19 protein-coding genes are annotated in these 21,176 nt (G+C 70.8%); 8 read left to right on the top strand and 11 right to left on the bottom strand.

The window, feature by feature from the left end; genetic code table 11:
- Window positions 1-100 precede the first annotated feature (100 nt).
- Entirely contained in the window at window positions 101-1,783 is a 1,683-nt protein-coding gene (locus AC1DV7_RS08930) for an ABC-F family ATP-binding cassette domain-containing protein (RefSeq protein ID WP_477596675.1), read from the top strand.
- 115 nt (window positions 1,784-1,898) lie between these two features.
- Complete coding sequence (locus AC1DV7_RS08925; protein WP_477596673.1) at window positions 1,899-4,985, top strand: pullulanase X25 domain-containing protein; 3,087 nt, start codon at window positions 1,899-1,901, stop codon at window positions 4,983-4,985.
- A 160-nt stretch (window positions 4,986-5,145) separates the two neighbouring features.
- Here the strand turns inward: AC1DV7_RS08925 and AC1DV7_RS08920 are convergent, their stop codons facing one another.
- The 3 genes from AC1DV7_RS08920 to AC1DV7_RS08910 are packed head-to-tail and all read right to left on the bottom strand — an operon-like array spanning window position 5,146 to window position 7,741.
- Window positions 5,146-5,805: an LmeA family phospholipid-binding protein gene (locus AC1DV7_RS08920; RefSeq protein ID WP_477596671.1), complete on the bottom strand. Its 660-nt coding sequence runs from the start codon at window positions 5,803-5,805 to the stop codon at window positions 5,146-5,148.
- A gap of 23 nt (window positions 5,806-5,828) precedes the next feature.
- On the bottom strand, window positions 5,829-7,133 hold the full coding sequence (locus AC1DV7_RS08915) for an MFS transporter (RefSeq protein ID WP_477596669.1): 1,305 nt from the start codon (window positions 7,131-7,133) through the stop codon (window positions 5,829-5,831).
- Window positions 7,130-7,741 (bottom strand): ArsR/SmtB family transcription factor, encoded by a 612-nt coding sequence (locus AC1DV7_RS08910; protein WP_477596667.1) that lies wholly within the window; start codon window positions 7,739-7,741, stop codon window positions 7,130-7,132. The genes AC1DV7_RS08915 and AC1DV7_RS08910 overlap by 4 nt, the downstream gene beginning before the upstream one ends.
- Before the next feature lie 269 nt (window positions 7,742-8,010).
- On the opposite strand from AC1DV7_RS08910, the gene rplM reads away from it, so the two are divergent.
- From rplM to glmM, 3 genes are all read left to right on the top strand, one after another.
- Complete coding sequence (rplM, locus tag AC1DV7_RS08905; protein WP_477596665.1) at window positions 8,011-8,454, top strand: 50S ribosomal protein L13; 444 nt, start codon at window positions 8,011-8,013, stop codon at window positions 8,452-8,454.
- 10 nt (window positions 8,455-8,464) lie between these two features.
- Entirely contained in the window at window positions 8,465-8,977 is a 513-nt protein-coding gene (gene rpsI, locus AC1DV7_RS08900) for a 30S ribosomal protein S9 (RefSeq protein ID WP_477596664.1), read from the top strand.
- Window positions 8,978-9,121: 144 nt separating this feature from the next.
- Window positions 9,122-10,468: a phosphoglucosamine mutase gene (glmM, locus tag AC1DV7_RS08895; protein ID WP_477596662.1), complete on the top strand. Its 1,347-nt coding sequence runs from the start codon at window positions 9,122-9,124 to the stop codon at window positions 10,466-10,468.
- A 70-nt stretch (window positions 10,469-10,538) separates the two neighbouring features.
- Here the strand turns inward: glmM and lhgO are convergent, their stop codons facing one another.
- Window positions 10,539-11,738, bottom strand: coding sequence for an L-2-hydroxyglutarate oxidase (gene lhgO / locus AC1DV7_RS08890; RefSeq protein WP_477596660.1), 1,200 nt, complete (start codon window positions 11,736-11,738; stop codon window positions 10,539-10,541).
- A gap of 128 nt (window positions 11,739-11,866) precedes the next feature.
- On the opposite strand from lhgO, the gene AC1DV7_RS08885 reads away from it, so the two are divergent.
- Window positions 11,867-12,289, top strand: coding sequence for an Ohr family peroxiredoxin (locus AC1DV7_RS08885; RefSeq protein WP_477596658.1), 423 nt, complete (start codon window positions 11,867-11,869; stop codon window positions 12,287-12,289).
- Between the two features lie 6 nt (window positions 12,290-12,295).
- On the opposite strand, the gene AC1DV7_RS08880 is transcribed toward AC1DV7_RS08885, so the two are convergent.
- Genes AC1DV7_RS08880 through glpX form a run of 4 tightly spaced genes read right to left on the bottom strand, consistent with a single transcriptional unit; the run spans window position 12,296 to window position 16,514 of the window.
- Window positions 12,296-12,814, bottom strand: coding sequence for a beta-class carbonic anhydrase (locus AC1DV7_RS08880; RefSeq protein ID WP_477596656.1), 519 nt, complete (start codon window positions 12,812-12,814; stop codon window positions 12,296-12,298).
- 14 nt (window positions 12,815-12,828) lie between these two features.
- On the bottom strand, window positions 12,829-14,526 hold the full coding sequence (locus AC1DV7_RS08875; RefSeq protein ID WP_477596654.1) for a fumarate hydratase: 1,698 nt from the start codon (window positions 14,524-14,526) through the stop codon (window positions 12,829-12,831).
- A 27-nt stretch (window positions 14,527-14,553) separates the two neighbouring features.
- A complete protein-coding gene (locus AC1DV7_RS08870; RefSeq protein WP_477596652.1) occupies window positions 14,554-15,471 on the bottom strand; it encodes a carbohydrate kinase family protein in 918 nt (305 codons plus the stop codon).
- A complete protein-coding gene (gene glpX / locus AC1DV7_RS08865) occupies window positions 15,468-16,514 on the bottom strand; it encodes a class II fructose-bisphosphatase (protein WP_477596650.1) in 1,047 nt (348 codons plus the stop codon). Before glpX ends, AC1DV7_RS08870 begins: the two co-directional genes overlap by 4 nt.
- Before the next feature lie 96 nt (window positions 16,515-16,610).
- On the opposite strand from glpX, the gene AC1DV7_RS08860 reads away from it, so the two are divergent.
- Window positions 16,611-17,168, top strand: coding sequence for a DUF4245 domain-containing protein (locus AC1DV7_RS08860; protein ID WP_477596648.1), 558 nt, complete (start codon window positions 16,611-16,613; stop codon window positions 17,166-17,168).
- Window positions 17,169-17,207: 39 nt separating this feature from the next.
- On the opposite strand, the gene AC1DV7_RS08855 is transcribed toward AC1DV7_RS08860, so the two are convergent.
- Entirely contained in the window at window positions 17,208-17,456 is a 249-nt protein-coding gene (locus tag AC1DV7_RS08855) for an exodeoxyribonuclease VII small subunit (protein WP_477596646.1), read from the bottom strand.
- Window positions 17,457-17,466: 10 nt separating this feature from the next.
- The gene (xseA, locus tag AC1DV7_RS08850) at window positions 17,467-18,717 is read right to left on the bottom strand and encodes an exodeoxyribonuclease VII large subunit (RefSeq protein ID WP_477596644.1); all 1,251 of its coding nucleotides are present in this window, start codon (window positions 18,715-18,717) and stop codon (window positions 17,467-17,469) included.
- A 107-nt stretch (window positions 18,718-18,824) separates the two neighbouring features.
- Between xseA and AC1DV7_RS08845 the strand changes: the two genes are divergently transcribed.
- Entirely contained in the window at window positions 18,825-19,850 is a 1,026-nt protein-coding gene (locus tag AC1DV7_RS08845; RefSeq protein WP_477596642.1) for a 4-hydroxy-3-methylbut-2-enyl diphosphate reductase, read from the top strand.
- 11 nt (window positions 19,851-19,861) lie between these two features.
- Here the strand turns inward: AC1DV7_RS08845 and AC1DV7_RS08840 are convergent, their stop codons facing one another.
- A complete protein-coding gene (locus AC1DV7_RS08840) occupies window positions 19,862-21,055 on the bottom strand; it encodes a DNA recombination protein RmuC (protein WP_477596640.1) in 1,194 nt (397 codons plus the stop codon).
- Between the last annotated feature and the right edge of the window lie 121 nt (window positions 21,056-21,176).

Below are 21,176 nucleotides of genomic sequence, written 5' to 3'. Positions count from 1 at the left end.
GGTGAACCCTTTACCTTTGAGGGGGCCGTTCGGACGATGGGGTCATCGGCCGCGAAAAGCGCGTGACGCAGGTGTCTGCCATGCCGGAGCATGGACCCCTGTGGGACACCTCGACGTCAACTCCGTGAGCTTCGTCCTGCCCGACGGCAGGCCGCTGCTCAGCGACGTCTCGCTGCGGGTGGGCGAGGGCGCGAAGATCGCGCTCATCGGGCCGAACGGCACGGGCAAGACCACCCTGGGCCGGATCATCGCCGGCGACCTCGTGGCACCCGAGGGCGCGGTCACCCGGTCGGGTGGACTCGGGGTGATGCGCCAGTTCGTCGGGTCGGTGCGTGACGAGTCGACGGTGCGCGACCTGCTGCTGTCGGTGGCGCCGGAGCCGGTGCGGCGGGCCGCGGCCGAGATCGATCGCACCGAGCTGCTGATGATGGAACGCGACAGCGAGGCCGACCAGATGGCCTATGCCCACGCCCTGGTCGCGTGGGGGGACGTGGGTGGTTACGACTACGAGACCCTGTGGGACGTCTGCACGGTGGCCGCACTCGGTATGCCGTTCGACAAGGCCCAGTGGCGCAAGGTCACCACCCTGTCGGGTGGGGAGCAGAAGCGCGTGGTCCTCGAGGCGCTGCTGCGCGGGCCGGAGGAGGTGCTACTGCTCGACGAGCCGGACAACTACCTCGACGTGCCGGCCAAGCGCTGGCTCGAGGACCAGCTGATCGCCTCGCCCAAGACCGTCCTGTTCGTGAGCCACGACCGCGAGCTCCTGCACCGCGTCGCCACCCGCGTCGCCACGCTCGAGCCGGGTGGGGCCGGGTCGACGCTGTGGGTCCACCCCGGCCGGTTCGCGACGTACCAGCAGGCGCGCGACGACCGGAACTCCAGGCTCGAGGAGCTGCGCCGGCGCTGGGACGAGGAGCACGCCAAGCTCAAGGCGCTCGTCGTGATGTACCGCCAGAAGGCGGCCTACAACTCCGACATGGCACCCAAGCTCCAGGCAGCCGAGACACGGCTTCGGCGGTTCGAGGACGCCGGGCCGCCCGAGGCCGTCCCCCCGCGCCAGAACGTCCGGATGCGGCTCACCGGCGGCCGCACCGCCAAGCGCGCCGTGATCGCCGAGCAGGTCGAGCTGACCGGCTTGATGAAGCCGTTCGACCTCGAGATCTGGTTCGGAGAACGCGTCGCGGTCCTCGGCAGCAACGGCTCCGGCAAGTCCCACTTCCTGCGCCTGGTCGCTGCTGGCGGGTCCGATCCCGATGCCGAGCACCGGCCGGTGGGCGACGTGCGCCCGGAGCCGGTGGCCCACACCGGTCGGCTGCGGCTCGGCTCGCGGGTGCGGCCCGGCTGGTTCGCCCAGACCCACGACCAGCCCGCCCTCGTGGGCCGGACCCTGCTCGAGATCCTCCACCGGGGCGACGAGCACCGAACCGGTCGTCCACGCGAGGAGGCGGCGCGCGTCCTCGACCGCTACGGCTTGGCGAGGGCGAGCGAGCAGACCTTCGACTCGCTGTCCGGCGGGCAGCAGGCGCGGTTCCAGATCCTGCTGCTGGAGCTGTCCGGCGCGACCTGCCTGTTGCTCGACGAGCCCACCGACAACCTCGACCTGCACTCGGCCGAGGCGCTCGAGGACGGCATCGCGGCCTTCGAGGGCAGCGTCATCGCGGTGACCCACGACCGGTGGTTCGCGAGGGGGTTCGACCGTTTCCTGGTGTTCGGTGCCGACGGCCGCCTCTACGAGTCCGACGAGCCGGTCTGGGACGAGGGACGGGTGGCTCGCGCGCGCTGAGCCGCCGGCCCGGCGGCGCTCCGCTGGGGATGCATGTAAAGGTTTTCGCAACTATCGTGCCGAGAAGCACGCTGCGCGCCGCCGGAGTCGCGCCGTGTTTCTCGGAGGAGCAGTCATGCGAGGTGCACGCCGTCTGTACGCCGTTCTGCTGGGGGTGGCCCTCGCCACCGGTACGGGGGTGGTGACGGGGTTGCCCGCGGTGGCGGCGACCGAGACGGTGACCCTCGCCGGTGACCTGCAGTTCGAGCTCGGCTGCTCCGAGGACTGGCAGCCCTCGTGCGACAGCTCGAAGCTCGCCCGTGTGGGGACGAGCGACACATACCAGAGCACCTTCACCGTCCCGGCCGGAACGTGGGCGTTCAAGGTGGCCATCAACGACTCCTGGGCCGTCAACTACGGCGTGGGCGGTGCGCCCGACGGCGCAAACTACTCCCTCAAGCTCATCCAGCCCCTCAGGCTCCAGTTCACGTACGACGACACCAGCCACCTGGTCACCTACACCCCCGCGGACCTGGCCGGCGGCACCACAGCCGCCGACGCGGCATACGCGAAGGACTCGCTGCGCGAGTCGTCGACGAGGGAGCGCTTCTACTTCGTCATGGCTGACCGGTTCGCCAACGGCTCGACGGCCAACGACGTCGGCGGGCTCACGGGTGGACCGCTGACGACGGGCTTCGACCCCACCCACAAGGGCTTCTACCACGGTGGTGACCTCAAGGGCATTCAGGGCAAGCTCGACTACATCAAGGGGCTCGGCACGACAGCCATCTGGCTGACCCCGAGCTTCAAGAACAAGGCCGTCCAGGGCCCGGAGGGCAAGCAGGATGCCGGGTACCACGGCTACTGGGTCACCGACTTCACCCAGATCGACCCGCACCTGGGCACCAACGCCGACATGGCGGCCCTCATCGACGCGGCGCACCAGAAGGGCATGAAGGTCTTCTTCGACATCATCACCAACCACACGGCTGATGTCATCGACTACCGCGACCCGGGGCTGTACGCGTACCGGTCCAAGAGCAGGTACCCGTACAAGGACGCCTCAGGTGTCGCCTTCAACGACCGCGACTACATCGACAAGCCCTTCCCCGCGATGGACCCGGCGACCTCGTTCCCCTACACCCCGTTCTTCCACCCCGGCGGAGAGACGGCCAAGGTCCCGGCCTGGCTCAACGACCCGTTGATGTACCACAACCGCGGCAACTCGACGTTCGCCGGCGAGTCCTCGACCTACGGCGACTTCTCCGGTCTCGACGACCTGTTCACTGAGCGGCCCGAGGTCGTCAAGGGCATGGGCGACATCTACAAGACCTGGGTCGACTTCGGCATCGACGGGTTCCGCATCGACACCGTCAAGCACGTCAACCTCGAGTTCTGGCAGAAGTTCATCCCCGACATCCTCGGCGCCGCCAAGAAGGCCGGCAACGACGACTTCTTCGCGTTCGGCGAGGTCTTCGACGGCAACCCCGCCGTCATGTCGGAGTACACGACTGCGGGCAAGCTCCAGGCGACGCTCGACTTCGGCTTCCAGCAGCAGGGGGTCGACTTCGCCAAGGGCAACCCGGCCAACGTCCTGGCCGACTTCTTCGCCAAGGACGACTGGTACACCGACGCCGACAGCAACGCCTACCAGCTGCCGACGTTCCTCGGGAACCACGACATGGGCCGAGTCGCGATGTTCCTCAAGGACTCGGCGGCCAACGAGGCAGAGCACCTCAAGAGGGTGCAGTTCGCTGACTCGCTGATGTTCACGACGCGCGGCAACCCGGTCACCTACTACGGAGACGAGCAGGGGTTCGTCAGCACCGGCGGCGACCAGGCGGCCCGCGAGGACATGTTCGCGAGCAAGGTCGGCCTGTACAACACGGAGACGGTCCTCGGTGGTCCGGACGGGTCGATGGACCGCTACGGCACCACGAACCCGCTCTATCAGCACATCAAGACGCTCTCGGCTGTGCGGGCCAAGCACCCCGCGCTCGCCGACGGCGCCCAGGTCAGCCGGTATGCCGCGAACGGGGCCGGCATCTTCGCCGTCTCCCGGGTCGACGCCCGGCAGAAGGTCGAGTACGTCGTCGCGGCCAACAACGACACCAAGAGCGCCACGGCGACCTTCCCCACGTGGAGCAAGGGCAAGGGCGTCGTCTTCACCCCGGTCTACGGCACCGACACGGCGGTGAAGCCGGCGGCCGACGGCGCGGTCAAGGTCACCGTCCCGCCGCTGTCGGTCTCGGTGTGGCGGGCGAACAAGCCGATCAGCACCTCCGGCGCCGCCCCGACCGTCGAGACCGTCGTGGGCGCCGAGGGTGGGCACGGGATCCTGGGCCGCGCCGAGATCAGGGCGAACGTGCAGGCCAGCACGTTCGCGCAGACCACGTTCCTCTACCGCCCGGTCGGGACGTCCGCGTGGACGACGCTCGGCACTGACGACAACGCGCCGTACCGCGTGTTCCACGACGTCTCCGGGTTCCCGGTGGACACCTACCTCGAGTACCGCGCCGTCACCAAGGACGCAGCGGGCCGGGTTGCCGCGGACTCCACGTGGGGCGTCGTGGCGGCGCCACCCAAGCCGGTGATCGACAACGGCGACCGGCCGGCAACCCAGCCTGGCGGCGTCGCGGTCGCGGGGACGCACAACTCCGAGATGGGCTGTCCCGACGACTGGATGCCCGCCTGCGCCCAGGCCGGGCTGGTGCTGGACACCAACGACGGCATCTGGAAGAAGGCCTTCACCCTGCCGGCCGGCTCGTACTCCTACAAGGCAGCTCTCAACGGCACCTGGACGGAGAACTACGGCGACAAGGGAGTTCGCGACGGTGCGAACATCTCGTACGACACCGACGACGGCACCGTGGCCTTCTACTACGACCCCACGACGCACTGGGCGACCTCGAACGAGCAGGTGCTCATAGTCACGGCGCCGGGGTCGTTCCAGTCCGAGCTCGGCTGCTCGGCCGACTGGGACCCCGCCTGCATGCGCCCGTGGCTGCAGGACAAGGACGGCGACGGCGTGTTCACCTGGTCGACGACGAAGATCCCTGCCGGCGACTACGAGTTCAAGGTGGCCTACGGGCTGTCGTGGACGGACAGCTTCGGCGACGGCGGCGGAGCGAACAACATCCCGCTGACCGTCCCGGCGGCGGGTGCGACGACGACGTTCAGCTTCGACTCGGCGACGCACCTGACGACGGTGAYCAGCGAGTGAGGACCTGAGGGCCGGCGCTGCCGACCCGCCCACCCCGGAGGCTCAGCAGAGGTTGCCGAAATGGGGACAGGTTGCAACCTGTCCCATTTCGGCAAACCCTGCTAACAGAGGTTGCGGACAGGGAGGGGTGGCTGGCGAAGGGGGAGGAGAGGAGCTCGGGTCAGCTGACGAGGGAGATGCGTCGGCCCTCGAGGTGCACCCGGAACCCATCGGCGACCACCTCGACGCGGGTCAGGCGCATCCCCTGCGGCAGGCCCTCGACCTGCTGGCGGACCGTCACGAGCTGTCGGACAGCGGCGGAGGCGGCCGCGTTCAGCAGGTCCGGGCCGCCCAGGTCGACCGTCTCCGGTTCGATGACCAGCAGGCCGTCCTCCGCCCGGACGGTGCCGGTCGCCGTCACGGGCACGTCGCGGCCCAGCAGGGTCAGCGTCCGGCGCAGACCCGCGCGACCCGACCCCGCGTCATACAGGACGACCCCGTCGCCGACCTGCGACGCCGCGGCGGAGAAGGGGAGGACGGCGTCGATGGCCAGGCTCCCGGCGGTGAGGCCGTCCTTCGTGAGGCTCACCTCGCGCCCGGTCGCACGCACCTGCGTGAGCGGGCCGTCACCGGTGAGGACGGCGGCGCTGTCGAGGGTGACCTGCGAGAGCCAGGTCTGTCCCTGCTCGACCCTGGTCGGCGCCCCGGGGATCGCCACCGGCGGCGGACCGGCCGGCGGTGGGTCCTGCGGGACGGACAGGACCAGGGCCGCGACACCGCCACCGAGGAGGAGGGCCGCGGCCAGCAGGCCGGTCAGGAGGCCGAGGAGGAACCTGCGCATGCCCCATCCTCTCCCGGCGGCTCCTAGGCCGCGGTGGTGGCGTCCTCGACCTCGACCACTCCCTCCTCCAGCCGGGTGCGCTCGCGGCGCCACGCGGGCAGGAAACAGACGAAGCCCATGGTGCTGATGGCTCCGGCGACGACCATGGCGGTCGCGATCGAGGTGTGCGCAGCCAGCAGACCGAGCAGAGGACCTGCGATCGCGCCACCCGCCTGCATGACCAGCGAGCCCAGCGACAGGATCGTCGCACGGTTCCTCGCACTCGCCTCGCGGTGCATCAGTCCCATGAAGGCCGGACTGGCAGCCCCGTGCAGCGAGTAGGTCACCAGGTAGGCCGCGACCAGGGCCACAGGTCCGAGGACCAGGCCCATGGCGACGACGCCCAGCCCGTTGAGCACACGTCCGAGCACGGCGGCCCGCACCAGGCCGAGGCGGTCGCCCGCGCGCCCGCCGAGCCACGAGCCCACCGAGAACAGCGCCCAGCCACCTGCCGCGGCCGGGCCCATCCACACGCCGGCCCTGGCCTCCGACCCGAGCAGGTCGGACAGCCGAAGGGGCATCAAGGTCTCGTAGGCCACCATCCCGATGACCCAGAAGAGCTCGACGAGGACCAGTCCGGCCAGCACCCGGTTGCGCGTCACGAGGCGCAACCCGTCGCGCACGACCACCGGGGTCTCACGGACGGAGTCGGCCAGTCGGGCGCGCAGCCGGGCGTCGGTGCGCGAGGGCTCGCGCAGCAGCACGATGGTGGCGACGAGGTGCACCACGCACAGGGCCACGAACACTTGGACCGGCAGGAGCAGGGCGCTCGACTCGCGGAAGGGGTGCCAGGCGACGAGGCCTCCGGAGACGAGGGCGCCCCCACCCATGCCGACGCCGACCAGGACGCCCTGAGCCGACATGGCGCGGTGGACGTCGGCGCCGGGCTCCCGCTCGTGCACCGTGTCGACGTACCAGGCCTCCAGCGGGCCGGAGTCGAGCGCGCGGTAGACGCCCATCAGACCCGCCGCCAGGGCGAACTGCCAGAACGACTGGGCGAAGAGGAAGGCCACGCCGGCGCCGATGTTGATCGCGCCGGCCAGGAGCAGCAGTGGACGCCGGCCGAGGGCGTCGGCGAACCCGCTGGTCGGGAGCTCGAGCAGGAACACCATGATCCCCTGCGCGGTCATGTAGAGGGTGATCTGCTGGATCGTGAGACCCCGCTCGCGCGCCACGAGGGTGAAGAGGCCGACGACGAAGCCGACGGGCAGCCAGCGGGTCGTGCTGAGGATGAGGAAGACGCGCTTGGCGGCAGTGGGGGAGAGGGTGGTCACGGTGGCGGGTGTCATGCCGGCTCCTCGGCGGTCGGGACCCGGTCGAGGTCCAGCGGGTAGATGGCCGAGTAGACGGCGAGGCGGCGGGCCTTGGGGTTGCCCTGGCCGACGCGGCGGTACTTCACGAGCAGCTCGTCGATCTCGGCCTTGAGCGACTCGACCTGCTCGGGGGTGGCGATGACGAAGGCGTCACTCATGCCGGCGGCGTCGCGCCAGGCCACCGGCCAGGTCCCCTCGACGTCGAGCCACCGGTCGAACTGCTCGCCGAAGTGCCGCGAGTAGTCGCGCACCAGCCAGTTGAGCGCGGTCTCGGAGTCCTCGTCGCCGTCGAAGTCGCTCACATCCCACGTGTGGAAGTCGGTGGACGCCTGCCAGAGGCGCCGCTTGCCCTCGCCGTCGCCGGTGTCGGAGACGAGGCCGACCGCCTCCAGCTTGCGCAGGTGGTATGACGTGGCGCCGGAGTTCGTGCTCAGCCTGGTCGCGAGGTCGGTCGCCGTGGCGGGGCCGTCGATGCGCAGGGCGCTGAGCAGGCGGGAGCGCAGCGGGTGGGCGAGGACCTTGAGCGCCGCGGCATCCAGGCGGAGCCCGGTCATGTCGCCGAGCTGGGTGCGTGAGGTGGCCATGTGTGCAGAATACCTTTGCACACTGTGTTTGCACAATAGTTGTGCATGAGAAGTCTGCATGCCTATCGCTGCAGGTCAGGGGCTGTTTCGGGGGGACGGCGGCGTGATTTGGGCGCCAGCCGTCCCACCCGTAGACTTGATCACTGTTGTGCCGTGCGCCTTCGTCAGGCGACACACCACCGGTCCGTCAGGGTCGGGCGCCTCGGGCGCACACGGCATACCGAACCATCGCATTCCTTCATGTACGCCTGATGTAAAGGTTCAGAACTTTGCGCACCTTCACCCCCAAGCCGGCCGAGGTCACTCGCACCTGGCACGTCATCGACGCCACGGACATCGTCCTGGGTCGCCTGGCGAGCCAGACCGCGATCCTCCTGCGCGGCAAGCACAAGACCACCTTCGCCCCGCACGTCGACGGTGGTGACTTCGTCATCATCATCAACGCCGAGAAGGTCGCCCTCACCGGCGCCAAGCTCGAGCAGAAGAAGGCCTACCGCCACTCCGGCTTCCCGGGCGGTCTGCGGAGCACGTCCTACACCGAGCTGCTCGCCAAGAGCCCGGCCAAGGCCGTCGAGAAGGCCGTCCGCGGCATGCTGCCGCACACCACGCTCGGCCGTGAGCAGCTGACCCACCTCAAGGTCTACGCCGGCCCCGAGCACCCGCACAGCGCCCAGAAGCCCGTCCCGTTCGAGATCACCCAGGTCTCCCAGTAAGGATTTGTCAGTGACTGAGAACACCACCGCAGACCTCGAGACCGTGCTCGACGAGAACGAGCCCGAGCTGTCCGAGTACACCTCCGAGTCCGAGGGCGCCGTCTCCGGCGAGCCCGTGCGTCGTCCGAGCGCCTCCGCGCCGGGAGCCGCCACCGGCCGTCGCAAGCAGGCCATCGCGCGCGTGCGCATCGTCCCCGGCACCGGCGAGTGGAAGATCAACGGCCGCACCCTGGAGCAGTACTTCCCCAACAAGGTGCACCAGCAGATCGTCAACGAGCCGCTGGCCCTGCTCGAGCTCGACGGCGCCTACGACGTGCTCGTCCGCGTGCACGGTGGCGGCCCCTCGGGCCAGGCCGGCGCGGTCCGTCTCGGCGTCGCCCGTTCGCTGAACGGTGTCGACGAGGAGCTCAACCGCCCCGCCCTCAAGAAGGCAGGCTTCCTCACCCGTGACGCCCGCGTCCCGGAGCGCAAGAAGGCCGGTCTCAAGAAGGCCCGCAAGGCTCCGCAGTACAGCAAGCGCTGACCTGCGACGCAGCATCTCCTCCGGAGGCGGCACCCATCACGGGTGCCGCCTCCGGCGCGTTGAGGGAGTAGGTTCACACAGATGCTCCTGCGGGTTCCCGGCGTGCGCCGGGGACCTGTCTGATGACTCGAAAGGTTCACCTCCATGGCTCGACTGTTCGGGACCGACGGCGTGCGCGGCTTGGCGAACGTCGACATCACCGCTGAGCTCGCCCTGCGGCTGAGCGTCGCCGCAGCCCACGTCCTCGGCGACGAGGCCCGGCGCAGCGGCAGGCGCCCGAAGGCCGTCGTCGGCCGAGACCCCCGCGCCTCGGGGGAGTTCCTCTCGGCTGCGGTCATCGCGGGCCTCGCCTCGGCGGGCGTCGACGTCTACCACGCCAACGTCCTGCCGACCCCGGCCATCGCGTTCCTGACCGACGACACCCACGCCGACTTCGGCGTGATGCTCTCGGCCTCGCACAACGCCATGCCCGACAACGGCATCAAGTTCTTCGCCGCCGGGGGGCACAAGCTCGACGACGCGGTGGAGGACGAGATCGCCGCACGGCTCGACCAGGAGTGGGACCGGCCGACCGGTGCGGGCGTCGGACGCGTGGTGACCATGCAGGACGGCCACACCCGCTACATCTCGCACCTGCTCGCCGTGCTGCCCAACCGGCTCGACGGCATCACCGTCGTCATCGACGGGGCGCAYGGTGCGGCCAGCTCCGTCTCGCCCGAGATCTTCCGCCTGGCCGGCGCGACGGTCCACGAGATCGGCACCGAGCCCGACGGCCTCAACATCAACGACGGCTACGGCTCGACCCACCTGGACCACCTCAAGGCCGCCGTGGTCGCCAAGGGCGCGCACCTCGGCATCGCGCACGACGGCGACGCCGACCGGTGCCTGGCGGTCGACGCCGACGGCAACGAGGTCGACGGCGACCAGATCATGGCGATCCTCGCGGTCGCGATGAAGTCGCGCGGGGCTCTCGCCAAGGACACCCTGGTCGCCACCGTGATGAGCAACCTCGGGCTGCTCCAGGCGATGGAGCGCGAGGGGATCACGGTCCGGCAGACCGGGGTCGGTGACCGCTACGTGCTCGAGGACATGCGTGCGGCCGACTACTCGCTCGGGGGCGAGCAGAGCGGCCACGTCATCTTCCTCGACCACGGCACGACGGGCGACGGGGTGCTGACCGGCCTCATGCTCGCGGCGCGCGTGGCCGAGACCGGGTCGACGCTGGCCGAGCTCGCCACCGTCATGCGGCGCCTGCCGCAGGTCCTCATCAACGTCAAGGGCGTCGACAAGTCGCGCGTCGAGTCAGACGAGGAGCTGCAGTCCGCGGTCAAGGCCGAGGAGGAGGCACTCGCCGGCAGCGGTCGCGTGCTGCTGCGCAAGTCGGGCACCGAGCCCGTGGTCCGGGTCATGGTCGAGGCTGCCGAGCAGCACGAGGCGCAGGCCGTGGCCGACCGCCTCGTCGAGGTCGTCAAGGCGCGACTCACCCTCTGACCCCCTGCACGAGGTGCGGGTATGCCGGGTGGTGACCACCCGGCATACGTGAGCCGAAAGGCGTTGTGGCTCAGGCGGACTCGTCGAGCAGGCCGACGATGTGGCGCGCGATCTCGAGCGCGCTGGTGGCGGCGGGGGAGGGGGCGTTGAGGACGTGCACGACCGACCCGGACCGCTCGATCAGGAAGTCGTCCACCAGCGAGCCGTCGCGCTTCATGGCCTGGGCACGGACGCCTGCCGGGGCGGGGACGAGGTGCTCGTCGCGGACGTCGGGGACCAGCCGGCGCAGGCTCTCGGCGAACCGGTGGCGCGACAGGGAGCGGGCGACCTCGGCCGACCCCGCCCGGTAGTGGCGGCGGGCCAGCCGCCAGAAGCCCGGGTAGGTGAGGGTGTCCCGCAGCTCCCCAGCCCTGATGGTGCGCCAGTCGTAGCCCTCCCGGGCGAAGGCGAGGACGGCGTTGGGCCCCGCGTGGATGTGACCGCCGATGCCGCGGGTGAGGTGGACTCCGAGGAACGGGAAGTCCGGGTCGGGCACGGGGTAGATGAGGTTGCGCACCAGGTGGGTCGCCTCCGGTCGCAGCTCGAAGTACTCACCGCGGAACGGCACGATGCGTGCCGAGGGCTGGTGACCCAGACGGCGGGCGACCTCGTCGCAGTGCAGTCCGGCGCACGCGACGACGTGGTCGGCCGCGATGTCGCCCGCGGTCGTCCGCACGATTGTGGTCGTCCCCGACCTCACCGCGGCCAGGACCTCGGCGCCGAGCAGGAGGGTCGCCCCGGCACGCTCGAGGCGGCGGACGAGGGCCCGGCAGACGGCGCCGTAGTCGATGATGCCCGTCGCGGGGACGTGCAGCGCCGCCACCGCGCTGACGTGCGGTTCGTGCTCGCGGGCCTGCTCGCCGGTGAGCCGGGTGACCTCGAGGCCGTTCGCGAGGCCGCGCTGGTGCAACCGGTCGAGCCCCGGCAGCTCGTCGGCGCGCGTGGCGACCACGAGCTTGCCGCAGATCTCGTGGGGGATGTCCTCCGCTTCCGCGAACGCGACCATCGAGGCGGCGCCGGCCCGGCACATCAGCGCCTTCTTCGAGCCCGGTGGGTAGTACAGCCCCGAGTGGATCACGCCACTGTTGCGCCCGGTCTGGTGCTGCGCCCAGTCCTGCTCCTTCTCGACCAGCGTCACGTGCGCGTCGGGGTGCTCCAGGCACAGCCGCTCGGCGACGGCGAGCCCGATGATGCCCCCGCCGATGACCAGGTGGCGCACCTGCGTCGGCATGCGCCCAGCGTAGGGTGCCTCGTCCGCGGGCGTGGGCGCTTTGGGTCCTGCCTGCTCGACCCGGTTGCGTGCCCGAGGCGGGGCCATGGCCTCGCCTCAGGCACACGACCTGGTGCGAGGATGTCCCCATGCCCCACGAGTCCCTGACCGAACCGCTGTACTCCATCGCCGCCACCGCCCAGGGCGGCAGGGCCGGCCACGTCACCAGCGCCGACGGCGTCGTCCACCTCAAGCTGGGCAAGCCCGGGAGCAAGGCGAACCCCAAGGCCAACCCCGAGACGCTGTTCGCCGCCGGCTACGCAGCCTGCTTCGGCAACGCCCTCAACTCGGTTGCGACGGCCATGGGTCTGGACACCTCTGACTCCACCGTCACCGCCACGGTGACGCTCGGCAAGACCGACACGGGCGTCGGCCTCGCCGTGGAGCTGGTCGCCGAGGTGCCCGGCCTCGACCGCGGCACCGCGCAGCAGCTGGTCGACGCCGCGCACGAGCGGTGCCCCTACTCCAAGGCCACGCGCGGCAACATCGACGTCACCGTCGCGCTCGCCTGAGGTTGTTCAGACGAGCTGGGTGATCAGCCCGGTGTCGACGTCGTAGAGGAAGCCCCCGACCGCGACCTGGTCGCCGATGAGCGGGTGGGAGCGCACGGCGCGCACGTCGGCGAGCAGCGCCTCACGCTGGTCGCCGATGACGTGGAACCCCTGCCACGACGCGTCCTGACCGGCCGAGGCACCCACGCGCTCGCGCAGCTCGGACTCGGTGTTGCTGGCCATCGCGCAGCGGGTGTGCGGGACGATGAGGATGCGCGAGACGCCGAGGAGGTGGACGCCGAGGACCAGCGCCTCGAGGGCGTTGCTCGTGACACGGCCACCCGGGTTGCGGAAGATCTTGGCGTCGCCGGGTGACAGGCCGAGCATCCGCAGGGGGTCGATCCGCGAGTCCATGCAGGTGACGATGGCGACGCCGGCATGGGCGATGCCGTCGAAGCCGCCCGTGGCGAAGTCGGTCGTGGCATAGACGCGGTTGGCTTCGAGCAGGTCGTCGAAACCGGTTGCGGCGGAAGGGTTCTCGTTCACAGCAGCGTTGTCGCTCACAGCAGCCCCGGTCGCTTCGGGATGGTCGTGGCCATCGGTTTGATCGTGGAGGCGAAGAAGTCGTTGCCCTTGTCGTCGACGACGATGAAGGCGGGGAAGTCCTGGACCTCGATCTTCCACACCGCCTCCATGCCGAGCTCGGCGTACTCCAGCACCTCGACCGAGGTGATGCAGTCCTGGGCGAGGCGGGCGGCGGGGCCACCGATCGACCCGAGGTAGAAGCCGCCGTGGGCGTCGCACGCGTCGGTGACCTGCTTGTTGCGGTTGCCCTTGGCCAGCATGACCATCGAGCCGCCCGCGGCCTGGAACTGGTCGACGTACGAGTCCATCCGTCCGGCCGTCGTCGGGCCGAACGAACCGCTGGCGTAGCCCTCGGGTGTCTTGGCGGGACCGGCGTAGTAGACGGCGTGGTCCTTGAGGTACTGCGGCATGCCCTGGCCGGCGTCGAGCCGCTCCTTGATCTTGGCGTGGGCGATGTCCCTGGCCACGACGAGCGGTCCGGTCAGGGACAGCCGGGTCTTGACCGGGTACTTGGTGAGCTCGGCGCGGATCTGGTCCATCGGCTGGTTGAGGTCGATGCGCACCACGTCGTCGCCCTCGTCCTCGAGGTGCTCGTCGGTCGTCTCGGGCAAGAACCGCGCCGGGTCCCGCTCCAGCACCTCGATGAAGACCCCCTCGGGCGTGATCTTGCCCAGCGCCTGCCGGTCGGCGGAGCACGAGACGGCGATGGCGACCGGCAGCGAGGCCCCGTGCCGGGGGAGCCGGACGACGCGGACGTCGTGGCAGAAGTACTTGCCACCGAACTGCGCCCCGATGCCGAAGTTCCGGGTCAGCTCGAGCACCTGCTCCTCGAGCTCGGTGTCACGGAACCCGTGCGCGGCCAGTGACCCCTCGCGCGGCAGGTCGTCGAGGTACTTGGCCGAGGCGTACTTGGCGGTCTTGAGGGCGAACTCCGCGCTCGTGCCGCCGATGACGATGGCGAGGTGGTAGGGCGGGCAGGCCGAGGTGCCGAGGCTGCGCAGCTTGTCGTCGAGGAAGGCCAGCATGCGTTCGGGGTTCAGGACGGCCTTGGTCTCCTGGTACAGGAATGACTTGTTGGCACTGCCGCCGCCCTTGGCCATGAACAGGAACTTGTATGACGTCTCGTGCCCCTTGGCCGTGTCGGCGTAGAGCTCGATCTGGGCGGGGAGGTTGGAGCCGGTGTTCTTCTCCTCCCACGTCGTGATCGGCGCCATCTGCGAGTACCGCAGGTTGAGCCGCGTGTAGGCGTCGTAGACACCACCGGCGATGGCACGCTCGTCGCTGCCCGACGTGAGCACGTGCTGGCCGCGCTTGCCCATGACGATGGCGGTGCCGGTGTCCTGGCACATCGGCAGCACGCCCCCGGCGGCGATGTTGGCGTTCTTGAGCAGGTCGAGCGCCACGAACTTGTCGTTGTTGCTGGCGTCCGGGTCGTCGATGATGCGCCGCAGCTGGGCCAGGTGCGCAGGCCGCAGGTAGTGCGCGATGTCGTGCATCGCTGTCTCGGTCAGCGTCCGCAGGGCCTCGGGCTCCACCTGGAGGAAGGTCCGGCCGCCGGGGCCCTCGACCGTCGAGACGCCGTCGGTGGTGAGCAGGCGGTACTCGGTCTGGTCCTCTCCGATCGGCAGCAGGTCCACGTAGGTGAAGTCGGACTCAGGCTCGGTATCGGCCATCGGGTGCGTGTACTCCTTCGTGTTCGGCTAGAGCTCGTCGAGGCTGGGCGCGTAGGCGCCGGCCTTGCCGACCGTGACCCCGCTCGTGGCGAGGCCGCGCTGGACAGCAGGCTGGACGTCCTCCAGTGTCGCGCCCCGCAGGCGCTCGCGCGCAGCCGGGCTGCCCAGCAGGCCTGCGGCGACGAGCCCGGAGATGATGCCGGCCATGAACGAGTCGCCGGCGCCGACCGTGTCGACCACCTGTCCGGCTCGGGTCGGTTGGGTGCGTGCGGCCGGGTCGGAGCTGACCCGGAAGGTCACGCCGTCGGCGCCCAGGGTGACCACGGTCATCGCCGCCCCGAGGCCCACCCAGTGGGCCATGACCTCGTCCACCGACCACTCGGCATACAGCAGGGCGAGGTCGTCCTCGCTCGCCTTGACGAGGTCGCTGAGGGCGACGAGCTCCTCGACGCGGGCGCGCACCTGGTCGAGGTCGCCCATGATCCCGGGCCGCACGTTGGGGTCGTAGGACACGGTGCCCACGGCGCGAGCGGCGCGCAGCGCCTCGGTGACGTTCGCTGCTCCGGGTTGGAGCACCGCGCCGATCGAGCCGGTGTGCAGGTGACCAGTGGCCCTGTTGAGCGGGACGGGCGGCACGTTCCAGTGCAGGTCGAACTCGTAGGTGGCCGCCCCGGAGTCGTCGAGCGTGGCCACCGCGGTCGACGTCGGGTCGTCGCCCCAGCTCTCGGGCAGGACGGTGACGCCGTGCCGGGAGAGGTGGGCGGCGATCCGCTCGCCCCGGTCGTCGTGGCCGAGGCTGCCCACGAAGTCGACCGGGTGGTCGAGTCGGGCCAGGCCGACGGCGACGTTGGCCGGGCTGCCGCCGACGTGCTCGCGCCGCTCACCCGAGGAGTCCCTGACGATGTCGACCAGGGCCTCGCCCACCACCAGCACCCGGGGGCTCATGACTGCCGGGCCGAGGCGGCGTGGTCGAAGTCGATCGCCGAGTAGGCGCGCAGCTTGTCGAGCTGGTGATGGCTCTCGATGAGGCGGATCGTCCCCGACTTCGAGCGCATGACCAGCGAGTGCGTCGTGACGCCACCGGCGCGGTAGCGGACGCCCTTGAGCAGCTCGCCGTCGGTGATGCCGGTCGCGACGAAGAAGCAGTTCTCGCCCCGCACGAGGTCGTCGGTCGACAGGACGCGGTCGAGGTCGTGGCCGGCATCGAGGGCGCGCTGGCGCTCGTCGTCGTCCTGGGGCCACAGACGACCCTGGATCACTCCGCCGAGGCACTTGATGGCGCAGGCGGTGATGATGCCCTCGGGCGTGCCGCCGACGCCCAGCAGCAGGTCGATGCCGGTCTCGTCGCGGGCCGCCATGATGGCGCCGGCGACGTCGCCGTCGGAGATGAACCGCAGTCGGGCGCCGGCCTCGCGGACCTCGGCCGCAAGTTGCTGGTGACGGGGTCGGTCGAGCATGACCACGGTCACGTCCTCGACGGTCTCGCGCTTGGCCTTGGCGATCCGCTTGATGTTCTCGGCAACGGGCAGGCGGATGTCGACGACGTCGGCGGCCTCGGGTCCGGTGACCAGCTTGTCCATGTAGAACACCGCGCTGGGGTCGTACATCGAGCCGCGCTCGGCCACGGCCAGCACGGACACCGCGTTGGACTGGCCCTTGGCCGTCAGCGTCGTGCCGTCGATGGGGTCGACCGCGACATCGCACTCGGGGCCGTTGCCGTCGCCGACCTCCTCGCCGTTGTAGAGCATGGGGGCGTCGTCCTTCTCGCCCTCGCCGATGACCACGACGCCCTTCATCGACACGGTGGAGATGAGGGTGCGCATGGCCTCGACGGCGGCACCGTCAGCGCCGTTCTTGTCGCCACGCCCCACCCAGCGCCCGCCTGCCATGGCGGCGGCTTCGGTGACCCGCACGAGCTCGAGGGCGAGGTTGCGGTCTGGCGCCTCGACTCCCACTCGCAGGGCAGAGGGCAGGTGCTGCTCAGACATCCGTGGTTCCTTCACGCGGCGGCGGGTGAGTGCCCCGAGCCTATCGGGGGTGGGGGCGGTTGGCGCCGCCCAGCCCCCGTCGTGGACGATGGGGGCGTGAGCACGCCCGCACCCCGCAGTTCCTACGCCAACGGCTCCGTGGCCAACATGCTCCGGTCGCTGCTGGTGATCGGGGCCCTCGTGGCGCTGCTGATCGCGATCGTGCCCCGGGTCAACACGGTGTCGCAGCCGCCGGTCGACGTCGCCGCCGCCTCGGTCGAGATCGCCAAGGAGAGCGGGCTGCCGATCGAGCGGCCCGAGGGTCTGCCCGACGGGTGGAAGGCCTCCAGCGTCCGCTACGTGCGGTCCACCGACGGCGTGATGACCTGGCACGCGGGCTACACCGCACCGAGTGGCAACTACGTCGCGCTCGAGCAGGCGGCGAACGCCACCGAGGGGTGGATCGCGGCCCAGGTCAACCGGGCCAGGGACACCGGCGAGCGGCAGGTGGCCGGAAAGACGTGGACGGCTTACGTGCGGGGCGTCAAGATCCAGAACAGCCTGGTCAACCGACCGGCCTCAGCCGACCAGCTCACCACGATCATCACCGGGACCGGCACCTTCGAGGAGCTGGCGGAGTTCGCCGAGGCGCTCAAGCCGGCGCCCTCCAGCTAGCACCCTGCCTGCGCGCGGCGTGACCCCGGGCGCGACCCGTCAGGGCTGGTCGTCCTCGGACAGCGCGGCCTCGGCACCGTCGAGCCAGGTGCTGCAGTGCGTGGCCAGGGCCTCGCCGCGCCTCCACAGGCGCATGCTCTCCTCGAGGCCGAGCTGGCCACCCTCGAGCTGGGCCACGATGCCGATGAGCTCGTCACGGGCCTGCTCGTAGGAGAGCTCGGGCACGTCGGCGAACTCGTCGGGGTCGCTCGCCCCGGTGTCCGCTGGCTTGGTGTCTGCCTTGGCCATGGGTGCCACCCTAGGGCAGGCCACTGACGCGGGCCGCGAAGTCCCCGCGGGCGACGCGCACCCGCAACAGCTCGTCGACCTCGACCTCCGCACGGTCGGTGACGACCCGGCCGTCACGGTGCTGCACCACGGCATACCCGCGCTCGAGGGTGGACTGCGGCGAGAGGGCGCGCACCTGCGCGCGCAGGTGACCGATCTGGTCGGAGGCCCGGTGCACCGCCGAGAGCACCCGGCGCCGGGAGCGGTCGGTGAGGGCGTCGAGCTCGGCGCGGCGCGCCTCGATCATGGCGGCCGGGTTGACCATGACCGGTCGTGAGCGCAGGGCCACGAGGTGGCGCCGCTCGGTGTCGAGGCGCGCGTGCAGCGAGCGCCTGGCCCTGGCCCCCAGCTGCTGTATGCCGTGACGCTCCTGCGCGGCGTCCGGCACCACCCGCTTGCCCGCGTCGGTGGGTGTCGAGGCACGCCAGTCGGCGACGTGGTCGAGCAGGGGGGTGTCGACGTCGTGGCCGATGGCCGACACGACAGGGGTGCGGGCCGCGGCGACGGCACGGACGAGGGCCTCGTTGCTGAACGGCAGGAGGTCCTCGACCGAGCCGCCACCGCGGGCGATGACGATGACGTCGACCTCGGGGGACTCGTCGAGCTCACGCAGCGCTGCCGACACCTCGGTCACGGCGCCCGCACCCTGCACCGCGACCTCGCGGATCTCGAACCGCACGGCCGGCCACCGCCGGCGCGCGTTCTCGACGACGTCCTTCTCGGCGGCACCGGCCCGGCCGCAGATCAGCCCGACGGTGCGGGGCAGGAACGGCAGGGGTCGTTTGCGGTCGGCGTCGAACAGCCCCTCGGACGCCAGCAGCCGCTTGAGGTGCTCGACCCGGGCGAGCAGCTCGCCCACCCCGACCGGACGGATCTGGCGGGCGTCGAGCATGAGCGAGCCGCGCTGGGTCCAGAACACCGGCTTGGCCTGGAGGACGACCCTCGATCCCTGCGTGAGGGGCACCGGCATCGCGTCGAGCGCGTTGGTCTGGATGGCGACCGAGAGGGACATGTCGACATCCGGGTCGCGCAGCGTGAGGTAGGCCGTGCGCTGACCGGGCCGTCGGGTGAGCTGGACGACCTGGCCCTCGACCCACAGCACCGACATCTTCTCGACGTACTCGGCGATCTTCATGCTGAGCAGACGCACGGGCCAGGGCTGCTCGGCTGTGGTGTCCGAGGCGCGCTCGGGCAGCGGCGCGCGCTGGTCGGGGCTGCTCACGGAGCCACTGTAGGAGGTCGGGCCGTCAGGGCCGGTCTGGTCCAGCACGCCAGGGACGCCTCGTGCGCGGATTGGGGTGGTCCGCGGGGGCGACCTACGATGGGGGCATGACTGCGACGACCGACCAGGCCACCAAGCGCGTGCTGCTCGCGGCGCCGCGCGGCTACTGCGCAGGCGTCGACCGTGCGGTCGTCACCGTCGAGAAGGCCCTCGAGCTCTACGGCCCGCCGGTTTACGTCCGCAAGGAGATCGTGCACAACAAGCACGTCGTGACGACGCTGGAGAAGCGCGGGGCGATCTTCGTCGAGGAGACCGACGAGGTGCCCGAGGGCGCCACGGTGATCTTCTCCGCCCACGGCGTCGCGCCGGTGGTGCACGAGGAGGCCAAGGCGCTGAACCTCAAGACGATCGACGCCACCTGTCCCCTCGTGACCAAGGTGCACCGTGAGGCGGTGCGGTTCGCGGGCGACGACTTCGACATCCTGCTCATCGGCCACGAGGGGCACGAGGAGGTCGTCGGCACCTCGGGCGAGGCGCCCGACCACATCACCCTCGTCGACGGCCCCGACGACGTCGCGAACGTCACGGTCCGCGACCCCGACAAGGTCGTCTGGCTGTCCCAGACCACGCTGTCGGTCGACGAGACGATGGAGACCGTCCGCCGGCTCCGGGAGCGCTTCCCGGCCCTGCAGGACCCGCCGAGCGACGACATCTGCTACGCCACCCAGAACCGCCAGCTCGCGGTCAAGCAGATGGCCCCCGACTGCGACCTCATGATCGTCGTGGGCTCGCGGAACTCCTCGAACTCCGTGCGGCTCGTCGAGGTGGCGCTCGAGCACGGCTCCAAGGCCGGGCACCTGGTCGACTACGCCGACGAGATCGACGAGGCGTGGCTCGAGGGAGTGGCGACGGTGGGGGTCACGTCCGGGGCCTCCGTGCCCGAGCTGCTCGTGCGGGACGTGCTGACCTACCTCGCCGAGCGCGGCTACGAGGACGTCGCCCCGGTGGTGGCGGCCGAGGAGAGCCTGCTCTTCTCGCTGCCCAACGAGATCCGTCGTGACCTCAAGGCGCGTGGCATGAGCGACAAGATGCGTCATGACGCGGCCTTCGAAGAGGCTGGCTCGCTGCACTGAGGCACTCGGCCCTAGCCGGCGGCCTCGTCCCGGCCGGTCACGGCAGGGGCTCGGAGGCCGAGGTCGAGCTCTGGACGTGAGTCCTCGGCGGTCGCCGCCTCGATGAGCTCCATCGCGGTCAGCACGCGTGGCCCGGACTCGAGGGGTGCAGGAGTGGCAAGCGGCTGCTCGACGACTCCCGCCTCGTGCATGCGCCGGGCGCTCACGAGCACGCGGGACTCCAGCGCCCCCACCATCTGGTTGTAGGCCTCGACCGAGCGCTGYAGGGCCGTGCCCATGCGCGCGGTGTGGCTGCCGAGGGTGYCGAGCCGGTCGTAGAGGTCGCGCCCCAGACGCATCACCTCCTGGGCGTGCGCCGTCAGGGCGGCCTGCTGCCAGGTGAAGGCGACCGTGCGCAGCAGCGCGAGCAGGGAGCCGGGCCCCACGAGGACGACGCGCCGGGCCATGGCGTCCTCGTGCAGCGCCGGGTCGCTCGCGAGGGCCGCGGCAAGCATCGCGTCGGACGGCACGAAGCACACGACCATCTCGGGGGAGTTGTCGAAGGCGGACCAGTAGTCCTTGGCGGCCAGCGCCGTCACGTGGGACTTGAGCGAGGCCGCGTGCTCGCGCAGCAGCCGGGTGCGGTCGGCGGCGGGGAGCTCGTCGCCCTGGGCCTGGAGGAACGCGCGCATCGGGGCCTTCGAGTCGACCACGAGGAACTTGTCGCCGGGCAGCCGCACCACGACGTCGGGACGCACCTGACGCTGGTGGCGGCTGACCCGTGACACCTGCTCGTCGAAGTCGCACCGCGCGAGCAGCCCCGAGTGCTCGAGGACGCGGCGCAGCTGCACCTCGCCCCAGGCGCCCCGGACGGTCGAGGAGTTGAGCGACCCGGCCAGCGACTGCGTCTGACGGCCTAGGGCGGCCGTGGACTCCCGGACCGCCGCGATCGTCGTCTCCAGGGCAGCGAACTGGCTGGTGCGGTCGCGCTCGAGCGTGCCCACCTGGCGCTCGACCCGGCCGAGGGCATCGCGCAGCGGCGCCAGCGCGGCGGCGGTCTGGGCGTCGTCGGCAACGGCCGCCTCGAGGTCGACGACCCGCTCCCGGAGCAGCTCGGTCTCGGTGCGGGAGGCGGCCACGGTCGCCGCGGAGGCCGTGCGGCCCAGCCACCAGCCCACCAGGGAGCCGACCGCGAGACCGACCAGCAGGGTCAGCACGAGTTCCATGCGATGACCATCCCAGCAACCCCCGACAGGCGTGTCTAGGCTGGCCGGGTGCCGCCCCACCCCGTGCCCACCCCGTCGCTCCGCGACGGCGGCGACCTCGTGCTGCGCGCCGTGACCGCCC

It is taken from the genome of Pedococcus sp. P2_E4, assembly GCF_056403935.1.
The sequence above is the reverse complement of the archived record's forward strand: the minus strand, read 5'-3'. Positions and strand labels throughout refer to the sequence as shown.